The 16030-nt window shown below is 34.6% G+C and carries 12 protein-coding genes and 1 pseudogene; 9 read left to right on the top strand and 4 right to left on the bottom strand.

Translation table 11 applies throughout. The features are described from left to right. Positions 1–150: 150 nt before the first annotated feature. Both SPD45_RS13145 and SPD45_RS13140 read right to left on the bottom strand, forming a co-directional pair. Positions 151–369 (bottom strand): hypothetical protein, encoded by a 219-nt coding sequence (locus SPD45_RS13145; RefSeq protein WP_336268237.1) that lies wholly within the window; start codon positions 367–369, stop codon positions 151–153. Next, positions 362–979 (bottom strand): hypothetical protein, encoded by a 618-nt coding sequence (locus SPD45_RS13140; RefSeq protein ID WP_336268236.1) that lies wholly within the window; start codon positions 977–979, stop codon positions 362–364. Before SPD45_RS13140 ends, SPD45_RS13145 begins: the two co-directional genes overlap by 8 nt. A gap of 196 nt (positions 980–1175) precedes the next feature. Between SPD45_RS13140 and SPD45_RS13135 the strand changes: the two genes are divergently transcribed. Beyond that, complete coding sequence (locus SPD45_RS13135) at positions 1176–2081, top strand: mechanosensitive ion channel family protein (RefSeq protein ID WP_336268235.1); 906 nt, start codon at positions 1176–1178, stop codon at positions 2079–2081. A gap of 37 nt (positions 2082–2118) precedes the next feature. On the opposite strand, the gene SPD45_RS13130 is transcribed toward SPD45_RS13135, so the two are convergent. Next, positions 2119–3171, bottom strand: coding sequence for a C45 family peptidase (locus tag SPD45_RS13130; protein ID WP_336268234.1), 1053 nt, complete (start codon positions 3169–3171; stop codon positions 2119–2121). Between the two features lie 125 nt (positions 3172–3296). On the opposite strand from SPD45_RS13130, the gene SPD45_RS13125 reads away from it, so the two are divergent. Next, positions 3297–4433, top strand: a complete 1137-nt coding sequence (locus SPD45_RS13125) for a conserved virulence factor C family protein (RefSeq protein ID WP_336268233.1) — start codon at positions 3297–3299, stop codon at positions 4431–4433. Between the two features lie 34 nt (positions 4434–4467). After that, positions 4468–4728, top strand: a pseudogene (locus SPD45_RS13120) (hexameric tyrosine-coordinated heme protein). Between the two features lie 42 nt (positions 4729–4770). Here SPD45_RS13120 and SPD45_RS13115 read toward each other — a convergent pair. Then, entirely contained in the window at positions 4771–6111 is a 1341-nt protein-coding gene (locus SPD45_RS13115; protein WP_336268232.1) for a YjiH family protein, read from the bottom strand. Between the two features lie 217 nt (positions 6112–6328). Here SPD45_RS13115 and ytxJ point away from each other — a divergent pair, with 217 nt between their 5' ends. From ytxJ to SPD45_RS13085, 6 genes are all read left to right on the top strand, one after another. After that, complete coding sequence (ytxJ, locus tag SPD45_RS13110) at positions 6329–6667, top strand: bacillithiol system redox-active protein YtxJ (protein ID WP_336268231.1); 339 nt, start codon at positions 6329–6331, stop codon at positions 6665–6667. A 351-nt stretch (positions 6668–7018) separates the two neighbouring features. After that, positions 7019–9286 carry a bifunctional metallophosphatase/5'-nucleotidase gene (locus tag SPD45_RS13105; protein WP_336268230.1) on the top strand — a complete coding sequence of 756 codons (2268 nt, stop codon included), beginning with the start codon at positions 7019–7021 and terminating at the stop codon, positions 9284–9286. An 84-nt stretch (positions 9287–9370) separates the two neighbouring features. Continuing rightward, positions 9371–12682: a DUF6359 domain-containing protein gene (locus SPD45_RS13100; RefSeq protein ID WP_336268229.1), complete on the top strand. Its 3312-nt coding sequence runs from the start codon at positions 9371–9373 to the stop codon at positions 12680–12682. 136 nt (positions 12683–12818) lie between these two features. Next, positions 12819–14006 carry an amidohydrolase gene (locus SPD45_RS13095; protein ID WP_336268228.1) on the top strand — a complete coding sequence of 396 codons (1188 nt, stop codon included), beginning with the start codon at positions 12819–12821 and terminating at the stop codon, positions 14004–14006. Positions 14007–14042: 36 nt separating this feature from the next. Continuing rightward, entirely contained in the window at positions 14043–15089 is a 1047-nt protein-coding gene (locus SPD45_RS13090; protein ID WP_336268227.1) for a DUF5105 domain-containing protein, read from the top strand. A gap of 24 nt (positions 15090–15113) precedes the next feature. After that, complete coding sequence (locus tag SPD45_RS13085; RefSeq protein WP_336268226.1) at positions 15114–15746, top strand: fumarylacetoacetate hydrolase family protein; 633 nt, start codon at positions 15114–15116, stop codon at positions 15744–15746. Positions 15747–16030: the final 284 nt, after the last annotated feature.

The raw sequence follows: 16030 nt of genomic DNA, 5'->3' as shown, positions 1-16030 counted from the left end.
ATAATGAAAAGGTATATAAAAATACTCTAAAGACATCAACATCTTTAGAGTATTTTTCATTGTATACGTGTCACATATTTATTTTTATTCCATACGATAGAAATATAGATGATGGATTATTTGGAAGATATTTCGAACATTAGAAAAACATTAAAACCATTTTCTTTTTTGTTGTTTCTTTTCGATATTATGAAGCCTTTCATCAATATCTCTTAATATGAACGTCTGTTCCTCGACTAATTTTTTAAGAGTTTGTTCTTCTAAATCTTCCATCTCTTTCTCTGGTAAAGATTTTTTTAAGTTTTTAACTTGTTCTTCAATATAAGTGAAGTCAAAAAGATCGTGTTGAAAAGGACTTTGTTTAACCATACCAATCACTGCCTTCACAACGATTGTCATTGACATCTTTCACAACTCTTAAGTTAGGAGCCTTTGTGACGACTGGTCTCGTTACAGTTAAGTTCGTAGAGAGTACAACCTTAAATAAAATATTTCCTACTGAAATACCTAGTGCTTCAATACCTTGAGTGACGACAGACTCTATTTTAAATGGTGATTCATGAATTCTGTCTTCCGGGCATACTCCTGGACATACTGTTTCTTGCTGGAAAGGAATATTAATTTGTAATGGGGTTTCAATTCCTAAAATGGTAACATTCGCTGGTAAATAACCTGTATTAATAACCATATCTTTTACGACTGTCGTTTGCGTGACAATTCCACTTAATTCTGGTGTTAGAGAAATAAGTGGTGTAATAACTCCTCCTGGTCCAATATCAATAATATCTCCTAATGTTGGAATTGGAACGGAAAGTTCTGCAATTTTGTATATTTTTTTATTACAAATTAGAGAATCAACGACAATACAATCGGATGCTAAGTTTGGTGGACATTTCTGTTGGCTATGGAATTCACATTCATAACAAGGTCTTTCCTTATGGCGACAAGCTTCACAAGTAACATGTTTATCTTTACTCATTTAAACCATCCTTTCTTTTAGATTTATTACAATATATGACTTTGTGTCGTATCCGAAATGGCGCTTATCTATCAAAGTTATAAATTGAATGAATCATCTAAATAAAATATGCATGTAAGGACGTCATGTTCTTTTCATATAATTCTATTTTCATTTTATTGTTATGTTAAAATAAGGTAGAGAAGGAGGTTTTTTTGTGTCTGATATATTGTTAGATTATTTCTCTGAATGGCTCGAAAAAATGTTTGCCACATTTACGACGTCTGATGTATATATAGATAAAGTTGCACTAACAGCTATGTTCGTTTTATTCGCTTTGTTTTTACATATCTTTTTTAAAAAAATTATTAAGAAAAATGTTACAAATATAAAAGATCAATTTTTATGGAAAAAAATATCGAAACGAATCATTTCGACATTATTGACGATCGTTATCTTCGCAATTTGGATTCGTTCTTTAAATGCCTTTATGATAATTTTATTATTGCTAGGTATTTTTGTCGTCTTTATCGTAAAAGGATTAACGAATAACTTGATTGGTTATTTCGTCATTAAACATGGAAAATATTTTAAAGAGGGACACCGAATCGAAATTAACGATGTAATGGGAGATGTAGTTGCTGTAAAGTTCACACATTTTGAGTTACTCGAAGTGAGAAAATGGTTATCATCAGACTCCAATACGGGTCGTATGATAAAGTTTCCGAATAAAACGATTTTTGAAGAAACAATTGAAGTTGTCGGAAGAAAGTATGCCTATGTATGGCATGAGATTCAGTTCATTTTAACATATGAAAGTAATTGGCAAGAGGCCGAGAAAATTATGCAAGAAGCTGGGGATCGTTATTACGCTGATTTTATTCAAGATAGTAAGGAAAGAGGAGATGATTTAATTACAGAAGCAGAGGAACAGTATAAACCAGTGTTTGCTTTAAATTCGAATGAGGATGGTATTATTGTAACATTACGTTATATGGTTGATTACCGAAAAGGAACAGCAACGAAAACGCGATTTCATCGAGAAATTTTGCCGAAATTTCATGCACATCCTGAGATTGACTATGCCGTCACAGATGTTCGGATTTTAGAAATACCAAAATAACTATGAGACAGTATAAGCACACACTGTCTCATAGTTTTTATAATTCTACCATATTTATAAATGGATCTTTCGCTAGTAATAAACCGTTAATGCGTTTTACACGAACATCTTCCCCATGAACCCATTTTTTGAAATGAAATATAAATGGAAAACGGTCTCCACCAATTGTAAAACCAATACGCAATTTGTCTGGATAATAAATCGCTGTATGCAATGTACCAGACCATGCACCATAGTTCGTCGAAAAAATCCCGGTTGTCGTATCATTCATTAATTTATAAGCTTCTAAGGCATCAATCGCATGATGTTGCTCATTCTCTAACACTTTGACTCTCCGTATAGAATCACCCATACGGTAACGGTTTTCTTCTGTTAAAATCGTAAAATGGTTTGTACAAATATTACCAATTCTCACTTGCACCTCACGAGGAGATGCTTCTACAATGGTAGTTTCCTTTTGCTTAGCATCTTTCACTACATAACTAAAAGAATGTCGATGTGGAATTTCCTTTAATAATTGTATCGCGTCATCAACCGTTGCACATTGTTCTAGTATAATTCGGCCAATCATATTGCACATAAAACCATCGTCACCATGTTTTCGGTTGATAAAATTATACCCCATGACTAACCCGTGTTCATTCATTCCGTCTGTTCGTCCTGTGATTTGCATGGAAGGACCAATTGTTGCATAACCACCATCAAATGGGGCATATAAAACAAAACGACCTTCATATGATAAAGGGTCATTATCATAATTACGTATGAAGTAGTTATTTTGTGAAAAAATAGAGCAACCACTTCTACCATATTCTAAATAATATCCACCAAACTGTCGGACAGCATCCTCCATCCGCATATGTAAACTTTCGGCTAGCCCTTCCATTTCATCCCAAATGGAAGGAGCATGTTTCGAAATAATATGTTTGTAATGGGGAACATCAATTAAAAAACGACGAGGATTTTTATCTAACCATTGCTTCATTCGATTTTTAATTAAAAGGGAATGCCTTAACAGCTCGCCTTGACGATACCCAAAATCATAATGTGAGCCACGAAATTGTATAACATCACTATATACTTTTTGCATTTTTTCTCTCCTATTTCCATCATTACTTCTATTGTACTAAATGATCCTGTGATGTAACATGAAATCGATTAGAGGAAGTAGTATGTATTTTGTAGTAAAATGTATACAAATGAGGAGGATGTTACATGAAAATTATTTCGATGGAACCGACACCTAGTCCATATTCAATGAAAGTAAATGTAAATGAAACTTTACCAGATGGAGAAGCGTTCAATTTTTCTCATACTGATCCGCTTCATGAAGCGCCATCTTATATACAAAAATTATTCGAAATTAATGGTATAAAAGGAATTTATCGTGTCATTGATTTTATAACGATTGAGCGTAATCCCCGGGTTACCTGGGAAGAAATTTTGCCTAAAGTGTACGCAATATTTGGCGCGGATAGCATAACAGATGATTTGTTTTCTAAAGCTGTGACACAAGAAGAGGGCGAAGCGTTTGGAGAAGTAAAGGTTGAAATCCAAATGATCCGTAATATCCCGACACAAGTGAAGCTAACTGAGGCAGAAGTGGAGAAACGTTATGCACTACCAGAAAGATTAACGAATGCCGCAATGGAAGCGGCAAGTGCATCGAATAGTTATTTACTAGAAAGAAAATGGGTTGAACAAAGTCCGAGATATGGTGAACTAGATGAAATTGGCCAAGCAGTAGTAGAAGAATTAGATGCAGCATATACGGAAGAAAGATTGAAACAATTGTTACAGGCAGCTTTACTTGATGAGGCACCGAAAGAAACTTACCGTCAAAAAGTTACCGTCCATATGTTAGACGCTGATAATTGGCGAGATCGATATGCAGTATTGGCGAATATGCCTGATCCAACAGAAGACGATTATCCTTTATTAAATAAGGCTTTAGAAGACGATAATTCGTCTGTCCGTCGAATTGCGACGGCTTATTTAGGGATGATTGAACAGAAAGAAACATTGCCATATTTATATAAAGCATTGCAAGATCGTTCTGTCAATGTACGTCGTACGGCTGGGGATTGTTTAAGTGATTTAGGATTTAAAGAAGCGATGCCAGAAATGATTCAAACATTAGAGGATAAAAGCCGAATCGTTCGTTGGCGTGCGGCAATGTTTTTATATGAAGTAGGAGATGAATCAGCGATTCCAGCTTTACAAAAAGCGTTAGAAGATACAGAGTTTGAAGTACGTATGCAAGCAAAAATGGCACTTACCCGTATTGAAAGTGGAAAAGAAGGAGAAGGCTCTATTTGGCAACAAATGGAACAAGCGACAAAGAAAAATTAAGTCTATCCATATAGTAAACATTCATGTAAAATGAATGTATAAGCTCGTACACTCTATATGGGGGATGAAAATGAGTAGTTGGTTACCTAGTTTAATAACAGACACACCGGAAGCGGGATTTGATTTGGCGGTTACATTGGCGAGAAAACGTGTTGGCTATACACAGCCAGATCCAGCTGTTCGTGAAAAATTACGTCCAGATTATGCCTAAAACCCAGATAGTTTAACGATGGCTTCCCAAGTAATTGCAATTCATTTTCAGACGATTGCCGTAGCAAATAATTATTGGAAATAAAAAAGTGATGTTCACCTAATTTGGTGGACATCACTTTTTTTATTAAAAGAATAGATGTGCTAACAATACAATGACAGGTAATGTGATAATAGTTCTTAACAAGAAAATGATCGCTAAATCTTTAAATGACACTGGTACTTTCGAACCTAAAAGTAGTCCACCAACTTCTGACATGTAAATAAGTTGTGTGATAGATAAGGCACCGATGATGAAGCGAGTCATTTCGGATGCAATAGAAGACCCGATAATTGCTGGTAAAAACATATCCGCAAAACCAATTAAAATAGTTTGCGAAGCTTCTGCTGCTTCTGGCACTTGCATCCATTCTAAAATAGGGATGAATGGAATTCCTAACCATTGGAAGAATGGTGTTCCTTCAGCAATCATTAAAGCAATTAAACCGAAAGCCATCACGACAGGTGCAACACCCATCCACATATCAAGAACGTTTTTAACTCCTTCAGAAATGAATTTTCCTGCTCCTTTTTCTGCACGGCTCCGTTGAATTGCTTTTTCATATCCATACGAAAATACGTTGTGTTCAGAAGGAATCGATTCATCAATCATCTTTTGCTCTGGATTAATATATTCATTTTTCTTACGTGATAACGGAGGAATACGTGGCATAATAATGGCTGCTACAAATCCTGCTACAATAATCGTAAAGTAAAAAGGTAAAAATTTATGTTCTAAACCTAATTTTTCTATAATAACTAATGTAAAAGTAATAGAAACAATGGAGAAAGTTGTTCCGATAATTGCTGCTTCTCGTTTTGTATAATACCCTTCTTCATACTGTTTACTCGTTAATAATACTCCAATTGTACCGTCACCAATCCACGAAGCTAATGCGTCAATCGAAGAACGTCCCGGTAATTTAAATAAAGGTCGCATAATCTTTTTCATAAATGCACCGATAAATTCTAACAATCCGAAATTCGTTAATAACGGTAAAAAGAAACCAGCGAATAAAAAGACAGAAAATAGTACGTGTAATAAATCATCTAATAATAATTGTCCTGTATCTTCGCCAACCATAATGTCTGGACCAATTTGGAAATAAATCATTAATGTAAAAATTGCTGCAATAAAACGTGTAATCATCCAGAAATTCTCGACTAGAAACAAACGTTGTAAAAATGGTTTGTTTTTAGTAAAAGAAGGATTCAACGAAAAAACAATGGTTAATATTCCGGTTAAAACGACGATGACCGTCATAATTAATGATAAGTAATTTGCTAATCCGTCTTGAATAAATCCGGCCAAAACTGCAATGGGGATTGTAAAGTTCCCTGCAACTTTAATAGGTGTCATAAATAAAAATACACCGAGTAAAGAAGGGACGATAAATTTTATATGATCTTTCGCTTTAATATTATTCATTTTCCTAACTCCTATTTTAATCAAATTCAATATAAATAAGTATACGATAATTTGTATACTTATACAACTATAATTATGTCAAATGCATAAAGTTTAATTATTCTGACGATTGTTGTATTGCATAAATATAAATAGAAAGATGTTTAAGCACGTTCTTTTGAATTATAGCCAAAATATCGTACACTTATAGGTAGGAATTCATTAGGAGGGAACAGAGATGGTATGGAATGAAATAACAGAACTAGAAGAATGGGAAGCAATTTTAGAAAAATCAGTTGACAAAGATCAAGTTATTTTAAAACATAGTACAACTTGTCCAGTTAGTTTTAATGCATTAGATGAATATAATGATTATTTAGCAGATACACCGGACACGAATATTGATTATAGTTTGGTGAAGGTACGTGAATCACGCCCTGTTTCGAATCAAATTGAAGCGGACTTAGAAGTGAAGCATGAATCTCCACAAATTATCTATATTAAAAATAAAAAAGCGTATTGGAATACATCGCATTGGTCCGTAACGAAAGCTCATATGAAAGCAGTTATTGACTAAATAATATATAAACGATTGTATCCCCTAGAGTTAGGTTGAAATCTAACTCTAGGGGATTTTTGTATGTGGAAAAGCATTTAGGGGTATATGTTTATGTTGAACAGATGTAAATAGGAAGAAATGCCAACGTTTTAAATGAAAATGATTGTAATTAAATCTTTTTACTTATATTTAAAACCATTCTCTTTCCTCATTAATTAACTTATTTTTACGTATATAATTATTATTTGAGTTCACAGATTATTCAATTATTTTGGAGGTGTTTACGTATTTTTTACATGAAATACATCAATATTTAACGTTGATGTACTATATTGAATTTTGTATCGTATAACAAAAGGAGGATATTTAGTGAGTAAAAAGTATAGGAACATATTAACGAAGCTCATGCTAGTATTAATGATTATATTTACTACTATACCGTCAACAAGTTTAGCGGAGCCTGCAGTACATAATGATCAGTCAGATAATAATTCACCTGAGCGGGTCGAGCAAAATGTAAATAAGCCGTCGGAAGAAATACTTAAGGAAGATGATGAGGACGGTCAAGAAAGTGTACCTGATAGTGAAGAAAATAAAGAAAATGTAAACGATTCATCTGAAACAGAGGTACCTATTGAGTCTGTAGATGAACCTTCTGATGAAGAGTTTGAAAAAGAAAAAGCAACGAATGAAGAAGAAGTGCAGGGATTAGCAGAAGAAGAGGAAGAACCTGAGGAAGACGAAACAGAAGAAACTGAAGATGAAGAAGACGGTGATGAGAACTTCCAATTAAAAGTAATGCACTTAAATGATACACATTCACATGCGGACAAGTTACCGAAGGCGATCACTGAAATAAAAGAACAACGTAAAAACAGTGAGAATAACTTATTATTACATGCTGGAGATAGTTTTTCTGGTACATTATATTTTAACTTACATCAGGGAAAGGCCGATTTAGCAATGTTTAATCTCATGGGTCTTGACGCTTTCGTTTTTGGGAATCATGAATTTGATTTAGGGACTCCTGAAGGACATCCAGAATTACAAAAATTTATCGAAGATGCTTCTTTCCCATTTTTAGGGACAAACGTTGATTTCTCCGATGACCCAACATTATCACATTTAAAAGTTCAGGATTCTGTTGTAAGAGAAGCAAATGGTGGAAAAGCATATAATGCGATTATTAAAGAAATTGATGGGGAAGATATCGGTATTTTTGGATTAACGACCGAAGATACAAAAAATATTGCCAGCCCAGAATTAGTGAAATTTTTAAATTATAAAGAATCTGCTGAACGTGCGGTTGAAGCACTTGAAGATGAGGGTGTTAACAAGATTATTGCCGTAACACATATTGGATATGATAGCAATCCAGCAGTAGGAAATGATTTAGTGTTAGCTGAACAAGTTGACGGCATAGATATTATTGTTGGTGGTCACTCACATACAGAATTAAATAATACGATTGTAAAAGGACCAGAGGAAGAGCCAACGCTAATTGTGCAAACAGGACAATATGTTGATAATTTAGGTGTATTAGATGTTGTGTTTGATGAAGAAGGTACAATTATTCAGCATGAAGGAGAACTAGTTGATTTATCAAATGTTGAAGATGATCCAGAAGCTGTAGAGGTTTTAGCAACGTATAAAGCTGAAGTAGATGAACTGTTTAATGAACCGAGTGGAGCTAAAGCGTTAAAAGAATTAACGAATCCAAGACATACTGACAATGATAGGTCAGATAGTGTTCGTGCGAATGAAACGGAATTGGGAAATCTTGTAACAGACGCCATGCTAGCGAAGGCAAAAGAGAAGTTCCCCGAAACAGAGATTGCTTTACAAAATGGTGGAGGTATTCGTGCACCGATTGCGAAAGGGAAAATTACGAACGGAGAAATTATCGAAGTATTACCGTTTGGAAATGATCCAGTTGTTGCAACGATAACAGGAGCTGAATTAAAAGAGATATTGGAGCATGGTGTTAGTCAAGCGCCGAATGAAAATGGCGGTTTTTTACATGTTGCAGGGATGAAATACTATTTTGATAGTAATAAAGAGGTTGGGGATAGAGTAATTGATATGCAAGTGTTGCAAGATGGTGAATATACACCAATTGATTTGCAACAAAATTATACAGTTACAACAAACCAATTTACAGCACAAGGTGGAGACGGTTTTGAAACGTTCGCTAAAGTGTATGAAGAAGGACGTGTGACAAATATTGGTGAAGTAGATTGGGAACAATTACGTGATTATATGGTGGATGAAAAATATTTAAATGGCGAGGTTGATCCTGAAAGAGAAGGACGTATTTTAGATGCTGCATTGGATGAAATTCCGGAAAACCCGATTGATCCAGCACCGACACCAGATCCTGAGCCAACGCCAGAACCTACACCGACACCAGATCCAGTTCCAACACCAGATCCGAATGAACCAGGTAATGAGAACGAAAATGGTACAGAGGATGATAAGGGAACGGTAATTACACCTGGGAAAGATGATGATGATCAAGAAAAAGGAAGTGCATTACCGAATACCGCAACAACAATGTATACGACTTTATTAATTGGTTCTTTATTATTATTAGTAGGTATCGCAATTTACGCCATTCGAAAGTTTCGTATGAATTAAAAGATGGACCCGAGACCTTTTACATCGGACGAAGTTTCGTATGTAAAAGGTCTTTTTTAAAAACTATTAAAGGAGTCGTGTTATATGTTTCATGCAAAAGCGCAATGGAAGAAAACCTTTTCACTATTAATGATATTTTTATTATTGCTTTCTAATGTATCTTTTATGCAATCAGTGTATGCAGAAGAGACGGTTTCAGTTGAAGAAGCAATTGAGAATAATGAAGGTATGGCAACTGTAGAAGGGTATATAGTAGGTTATGTGATTAGCGGGAACAACGTGACGACAGATATTGATCGGTTCGAAAATACAAATATAGCAATTGCAACGGATGCGAATGAAACAGACATTGAAAAAATGTTATTTGTCCAAATAACGAAAGATTTTCGAGATCAATTTGGTTTAGCATCAAATCCAAATATAATCGGTGAAAAAATAATTATAACCGGAAGTTTAGAAACATATCATACGAAATCTGGTTTAAAAAATCCGACGGCGATATCATTTGCTGATGGAACTGTAGAACCTGAACCGCCATTAGAAGAAGGTCCTGTAAAGATTGAAGAGGCACACAAAAACCCTACAGGTAACATTACAGTACAGGGAGTCGTTACAGCGAAACTTAAAAACACGATTCAAATTCAAGATGAAACAGGGGCTATTGCTGTACGACCGACAAATTTAGACGTATCTATTGGTGATGAAGTAACGGTTCAAGGTAACTTAGCGTTTTATAATAAGTTACTTCAATTAAATGATGCTCTGTTAATTGAAAAGCATGGTAAAAAAGATGTTGTTGCTGAAATAGTTACAGGGGGTAAAATTAATGATGAGATAGAATCACAATTAATCACAGTCAAAAATGTATCTTTAACGAAAGACCAAATTGGTAATGGTTGGGTAAACTATACTGCTTCAGATGGAGATGGTGAATTTATCGTTCGTGATGAAACTGACTCATTATCATTAGAAATTGGAGAAACGTATGATTCTATTACAGGTATCGTTATTCAATTTAATGATGAATTCCAAATCGTTCCCAGAAGTCAAGATGATATTGTTGCAAATGATAATCAAGTTAGACCAGTTTACGCCACACCTGGAGCTGGTTCAGTTCCTTCAGGTACAGAGGTGGCATTAACGACAGCTACAGATGAGGCGACAATTTATTATACAGTAGATGGAACAGACCCAACGGAAACAACAGGAACTGAGTATACAGACCCAATTATGTTAGAGAAAGATACAACAATTAAAGCAATCGCTTATAAAGATGGTTTTGATGAAAGTAATATAACGACATTTACATATAATGTATACGACGCGGAAAGAGGATTACAGATTCACGATATTCAGGGACCTGGGCATACATCGCCATATGTGAACCATGTTGTAGAAGATATTGAAGGAATTGTTACGTACACATATGAAATTAGAGGAGCGAATTATTTCCATTTACAGGCAGAAGAGGATAATTATGATGGAAATAAAGATACGTCAGAAGCGATTATCGTTTATACAGGGCGTGCTGAAAATATTGATGTAGGAAATAAAGTTAAAGTAACGGGTGAAGTAGATGAATATTATATTGATGGATATGATGACAAGAATGAAACAGATTTATCAGTTACACAAATTAATGCACGTAATGACCGTGGTGGTATGATTGAAGTGATTGAGGACCATGTTGATTTACCAACACCAATTACAATTACATCAAGTGATATTCCAAATCAAGTTATTGGTAAAGAGGGTTTTAATACATTTGATCGAGAAAAAAATGCAATGGATTACTGGGAAAGTTTAGAAGGAATGCTAGTAGAAATACCACCAGCAAAGGCTGTGGCACCACAAGAGCATGGTGATTTAGTTGTTGTAACGGAGGAATTTGAAACAGATACGATTCATGGGGGGCTATTATTAGAAAAAGATAAACCGAATGCTCAATTTATCCAGTACAAGTTATATCCAAATAATAATGCTCGTAATTTGAAAGTGAAAACAGGTGATGTATTTACAAAAGATATTACAGGTGTTGTAAACTATGGTTTTCAAAATTACAAAGTGTACGCAGATCTAGAAGATATTGAAGTCGCATTTGAAGAAGGCGAAACAGAACCGAAAGAAACGATATTGAAACAAGATAGAGACAAATTATCTATTGCGGCTTATAATGTAGAGAACTTTTCGGCAAATACGAGTGAAACATCTGAAGAAAAGGCAGCAAATATTGCACGAGCAATCGTGCAAGATATGCATGCTCCTGATATTGTAGGGTTAATTGAAATGCAGGATAATAACGGGATGGACAGTGGTCCAGAAGATGCAGATGCATCTGAAACATTTACCCGTCTTATCCAGGTGATTGAAGAAGCGGGTGGTCCAACATATGATTATGTGAATATTAACCCTATATACAATGAAGATGGTGGAGCGCCAAATAGTAATATTCGTGTTGGATTTATATATAATAAAGACCGCGTATCTTTAGTGGATGGTGAAATTGGGACTGCGGAAGAAACGGTAGAATATAAAAATGGCGAATTAACATTAAATCCTGGTAGAGTCGGACCAAATGAAGCGGCATTTGAAAGTTCCAGAAAGCCGTTAGCTGCTCAATTTGAGTTTGATGGAGAAACATTTGTTGCTATTGCAAATCATTTAAATTCTAAACGTGGAGATGAAGCTATATTTGGACAAATACAACCTCCAACATTAAAAAGTGAGCCACAAAGAATGGAACAGGCGGCTATTTTAAACAACTTTATGCGTGAAATTCAGGAAGATAATCCAGACGAAAATATTATTGTGCTTGGAGATATGAACGATTTTGAATTTTCAAATCCAATAGAAGAATTAAAAGGGGATATTTTAACAAATTTAATAGATCATGTACCAGCAGAAAAACGGTATACGTACGTGTTCCAAGGTAATTCTCAAGTATTAGACCATATTTTAGTATCGAATAATTTGGCACAACATAGTGAGGTAGATATTTTACATGTTAATGCTGATTTTACACCGATGCATGGACGTGCGAGTGATCATGATCCTGTACTTGCTCATATTGATTTAACAAAAACAGATGTTGAAACAGATGAAGGCGACGAAGAAGAGCAAGGAACAAATGGAAGTGGAAATAACGAAGAAGATGATAAGAGTGACGGGGAATTGAGTGGAGATGGAGCCAAAGAGGATACAGAGCAAAATGATGAAGATAGTAATGAAACATATGGAATAAAGGATGATATAGACGGAGAAGTGGCTACAAATGATGACGATCATGAAAGTGAATTACCGAATACAGCTACTTCGATGTATACTTATCTATTTATTGGTATCATCCTAACGGCAGCAGGGATTACAATCGTTATTATACGGAGAGTAAAAGTGTAATAAGTATCATTAAAAGAGTGACAAGAAGAGTAAAATGAAGTTAAATCACTAGCTAACGATCGTTTATGATTGTTAGCTTTTTTTATGAAAAAATATGGTAAGATAGAAAGAAGTAAAAAGAGAGGTAGTGAATGATGTGAATGAACGAATTTTACAACTTGCAAAAACATATGAACCAGAAACTATCGCTATTCGTACCTATTTATACGAGCACCCAGAAGTAAGTAGTAAAGAATACGAAACATCACGCTATTTAAAAGAAAAAGTTACTGAAATGGGTTTGGAAATAGAGGAAGTCGAAGGAACAGGATTCACTGCTTTACTAGATACAGGTAAACCTGGAAGAACGATTGGAATTCGGACAGATATCGATGCACTTCCTGTCATAGAGAATCCAAATAATTTAGCAGGGCCAAGAAAGTATCGTTCTAAAAATCATGGTGTCATGCATGCATGTGGACATGATGGACATATGGCGATTGTTTTAACGACGATAAAAATCTTAACAGAATTAAAAGCAGCCTTAACAGGCAAAATTTATTTTATTTTTGAAGAAGGAGAAGAAATTGGTAGTGGTATCGACGCAATGATTGAACATTTAAAAGGAAAACAAATTGAAGCTATATATGGCAATCATTTAGCGGCTTTCTTGGAATCAGGTAAAGTAAGCATTGATGCTGGACCGAAAATGGCTGGTGTAATTTTTGTTGATTTTACAGTTCATGGAAAAAGTGGTCATGGAGCACGGCCAGATTTATCGGTTAATCCAATTTTTGCGACGGCAAATGTTTTGACAGGATTAACAAGTGCATGGGTAAATCGAATTGATGTGAATAAAACTGTTACATTAGGATTAACGAAAATTAATGGTGGGACAGCTCATAATGTCATTCCAAATGATGTAACAGTTGGTGGAACATTACGCTTCTATGATGCGGATGAAGGGGCGAAAGCTTTATCCATTTTAAAAGAAGTTGCAACGCAAACTGCCGTAGCACATCAATGTTCGATTACATTTAATGAAAATACAAAAATCGTTGCACCTGCTTTGATAAATGATGAAAAATTAGCCGATATGGCAATGAAAGGTTTAGCTGAAATTTTACCGCATAGAAATGTGGAAGGAGTACAATGGTTTGCATCTGAACCGTTTAGTCGTTATGGTGAGTTATGTCCCATTGTATTTGGATTTATTGGTATGAAAAACAAAGCATACGGAAGTGGAGCAGAACACCATAATGATTATTTTGATGTCGATGAAAATGCTTTGATTCATGGAGTCATTGCTACGTCAAAAATTGCAGTTGATTTTTTACGAAGTTAAGTTTGTTGGAGAAATTTAGAAAGTGAGGAGTTTTTTATGCAAAGAGTAACCATGCTTTTATGCATGATGTTTATTCTTTTTCTTTCTGCTTGTAGCATAGGGGAAGAGACAATTAGTGAAGAGAAAGGACAACCGGTAGCTAAGTCAAATGATGTCGAAGTAATATTAAAAGATATTCAATATGTATTGTTGGATAATGATAGAGATTTTCATGAAGATAATGAAGAGCAAACGATTAAGGTAACAATTGATGTAAGAAATAATATGGATGAAACGAGCGAGTTTTACCCAGATATGAACATGATTTTGACAAATGAAGACGGAGAGATTATTGAGGCAACCTCTCCATATAAGTTACCGTCTGGAATTGATATCGCCGAGTTTAGCCAAAATCCTTCTCTTAACTCAGAAGAAGAAAAGTTTTTTCACGCGTTATTTAATGTGAAAAAAGACGCATCTTATGAATTGGAAGTAACTTTACCACCAGCAAATAAAGTGAAAATTCCATTTGATTTAACAGAATATGAGATGAAAATGGATGATATTACAGAACCAGAACTAGCAATGGAAACATACTTAGAACAAGTAGTGTTGGGGAATGAAGAAACCACAGAAGATGTTATAGATGTCAATCTAGAAAATGAATTAATAGAAGCGTACGATGTTTTTGCTGAAAAAATGAAAAAAGTTATCTTTTATGACGTATCAGAAGAAACAATTGAAGCATTATTTGAAGAGTATGTGCCATATGTACAAGAAAACTCTGTCATAGATGTTAATGTTATAACGAACACAAATGCTCAAGCGATTGTTGAAATAGATTATGCAGCATTAGACCATCGAAAAATGCTGGAAACAGTATTAAAACAGGAAAAGATTTTTGATGGATTAAGTGAAGAAGAATTCGTTGAAAAAGTGGTAGAAATTTTGCCAACAACATTTGAGGAACTAGAAGTAAAGGAAGCGAAAGAACCAATGAAAATAACATTAGAGAAAAAAATGTCTAAATGGTATATACCGGAACGTGAATTAGAGAAAAAAGAACGTTTATTACGTGCATTTTTTGCAGGGGGTATTTACTAATATGTTGAAAGAGAGTGAGAGTGGATGGATGAAATCAAAAATATTTATTGTATTGGCCGAAACTATGTCGAACATGTGCATGAACTAGGCAATATCGTTCCAACATCTCCGGTTGTTTTTAATAAGCCAACCCATGCCATAGTAGAAGCAAATGGTCAGGAAATTGATTTGCCTTCAGATAAAGGAGAGGTACATTTTGAAGCAGAATTAGTCATCAAAATGGGACAAGATTATAATCCTGAATTACCTGTACAAGATTTAATTAGCGAGATGACAATCGGACTTGATTTAACTTTACGAGATGTACAAAGTGCATTAAAAGAAAAACAGCATCCTTGGTTATTATCAAAGGGATTTCCGAATGCAGCTATTATAGGAAAATTTATTCCATTTCCAGGAATAGAACCATGTGCAAAAAAGGACTTTCGATTATTTATCAATGATTCCTTACGGCAGAAGGGGAATATCCAACATATGATTTTTCCGATTGGCCACCTCATTCGTTTTATTGGAGAAAACCTTGGGCTTAAAAAGGGAGATATTATTTTTACTGGTACGCCTGAGGGAGTTGGGCCATTACAGGATGGAGATATTTTATCGCTATTGTGGGAAGAGGAAGAGCTTGGTACTTGTATCGTAAAATTCCATCATACATAAACGATAGAACACTTTTTTGATGATAATAGAAATCATTTTAAAAGTGTTTTTTAGCCTGAACGGCTCTATACGTACTTATTGTTGATAAACCTTTCAGACTACTATGTTCTAGGAAATGAATAATAATGTTATTTTGTGGAGACTTTCCTCTTATGGAAACGTTTAGAAAACGTAAAATAACAGTTAGTGTAAATTAGATATGTATACTTAATCATAACTACTTATTTTTTGAAAATGTATTGAAATCTTTGTAATGTTACTGTTATATTATATATAATTTTAGC

This window comes from Pseudogracilibacillus sp. SO10305 (genome assembly GCF_037072005.1).
In the GTDB taxonomy this organism is placed as follows: Bacteria; Bacillota; Bacilli; order Bacillales; family Amphibacillaceae; genus Pseudogracilibacillus; species Pseudogracilibacillus intestinigallinarum.
The sequence above is the reverse complement of the archived record's forward strand: the minus strand, read 5'-3'. Positions and strand labels throughout refer to the sequence as shown.

What these genes read in the sequence shown, in the direction of transcription:
- SPD45_RS13145 (WP_336268237.1), bottom strand. Translation starts at nt 369, where the DNA reads ATGGTTAAACAAAGTCCTTTTCAACACGATCTTTTTGACTTCACTTAT.
- SPD45_RS13115 (WP_336268232.1), bottom strand. Translation starts at nt 6,111, where the DNA reads ATGAATAATATTAAAGCGAAAGATCATATAAAATTTATCGTCCCTTCT.
- SPD45_RS13140 (WP_336268236.1), bottom strand. Translation starts at nt 979, where the DNA reads ATGAGTAAAGATAAACATGTTACTTGTGAAGCTTGTCGCCATAAGGAA.
- SPD45_RS13085 (WP_336268226.1), top strand. Translation starts at nt 15,114, where the DNA reads ATGGATGAAATCAAAAATATTTATTGTATTGGCCGAAACTATGTCGAA.
- ytxJ (WP_336268231.1), top strand. Translation starts at nt 6,329, where the DNA reads ATGGTATGGAATGAAATAACAGAACTAGAAGAATGGGAAGCAATTTTA.
- SPD45_RS13100 (WP_336268229.1), top strand. Translation starts at nt 9,371, where the DNA reads ATGTTTCATGCAAAAGCGCAATGGAAGAAAACCTTTTCACTATTAATG.
- SPD45_RS13125 (WP_336268233.1), top strand. Translation starts at nt 3,297, where the DNA reads ATGAAAATTATTTCGATGGAACCGACACCTAGTCCATATTCAATGAAA.
- SPD45_RS13090 (WP_336268227.1), top strand. Translation starts at nt 14,043, where the DNA reads ATGCAAAGAGTAACCATGCTTTTATGCATGATGTTTATTCTTTTTCTT.
- SPD45_RS13130 (WP_336268234.1), bottom strand. Translation starts at nt 3,171, where the DNA reads ATGCAAAAAGTATATAGTGATGTTATACAATTTCGTGGCTCACATTAT.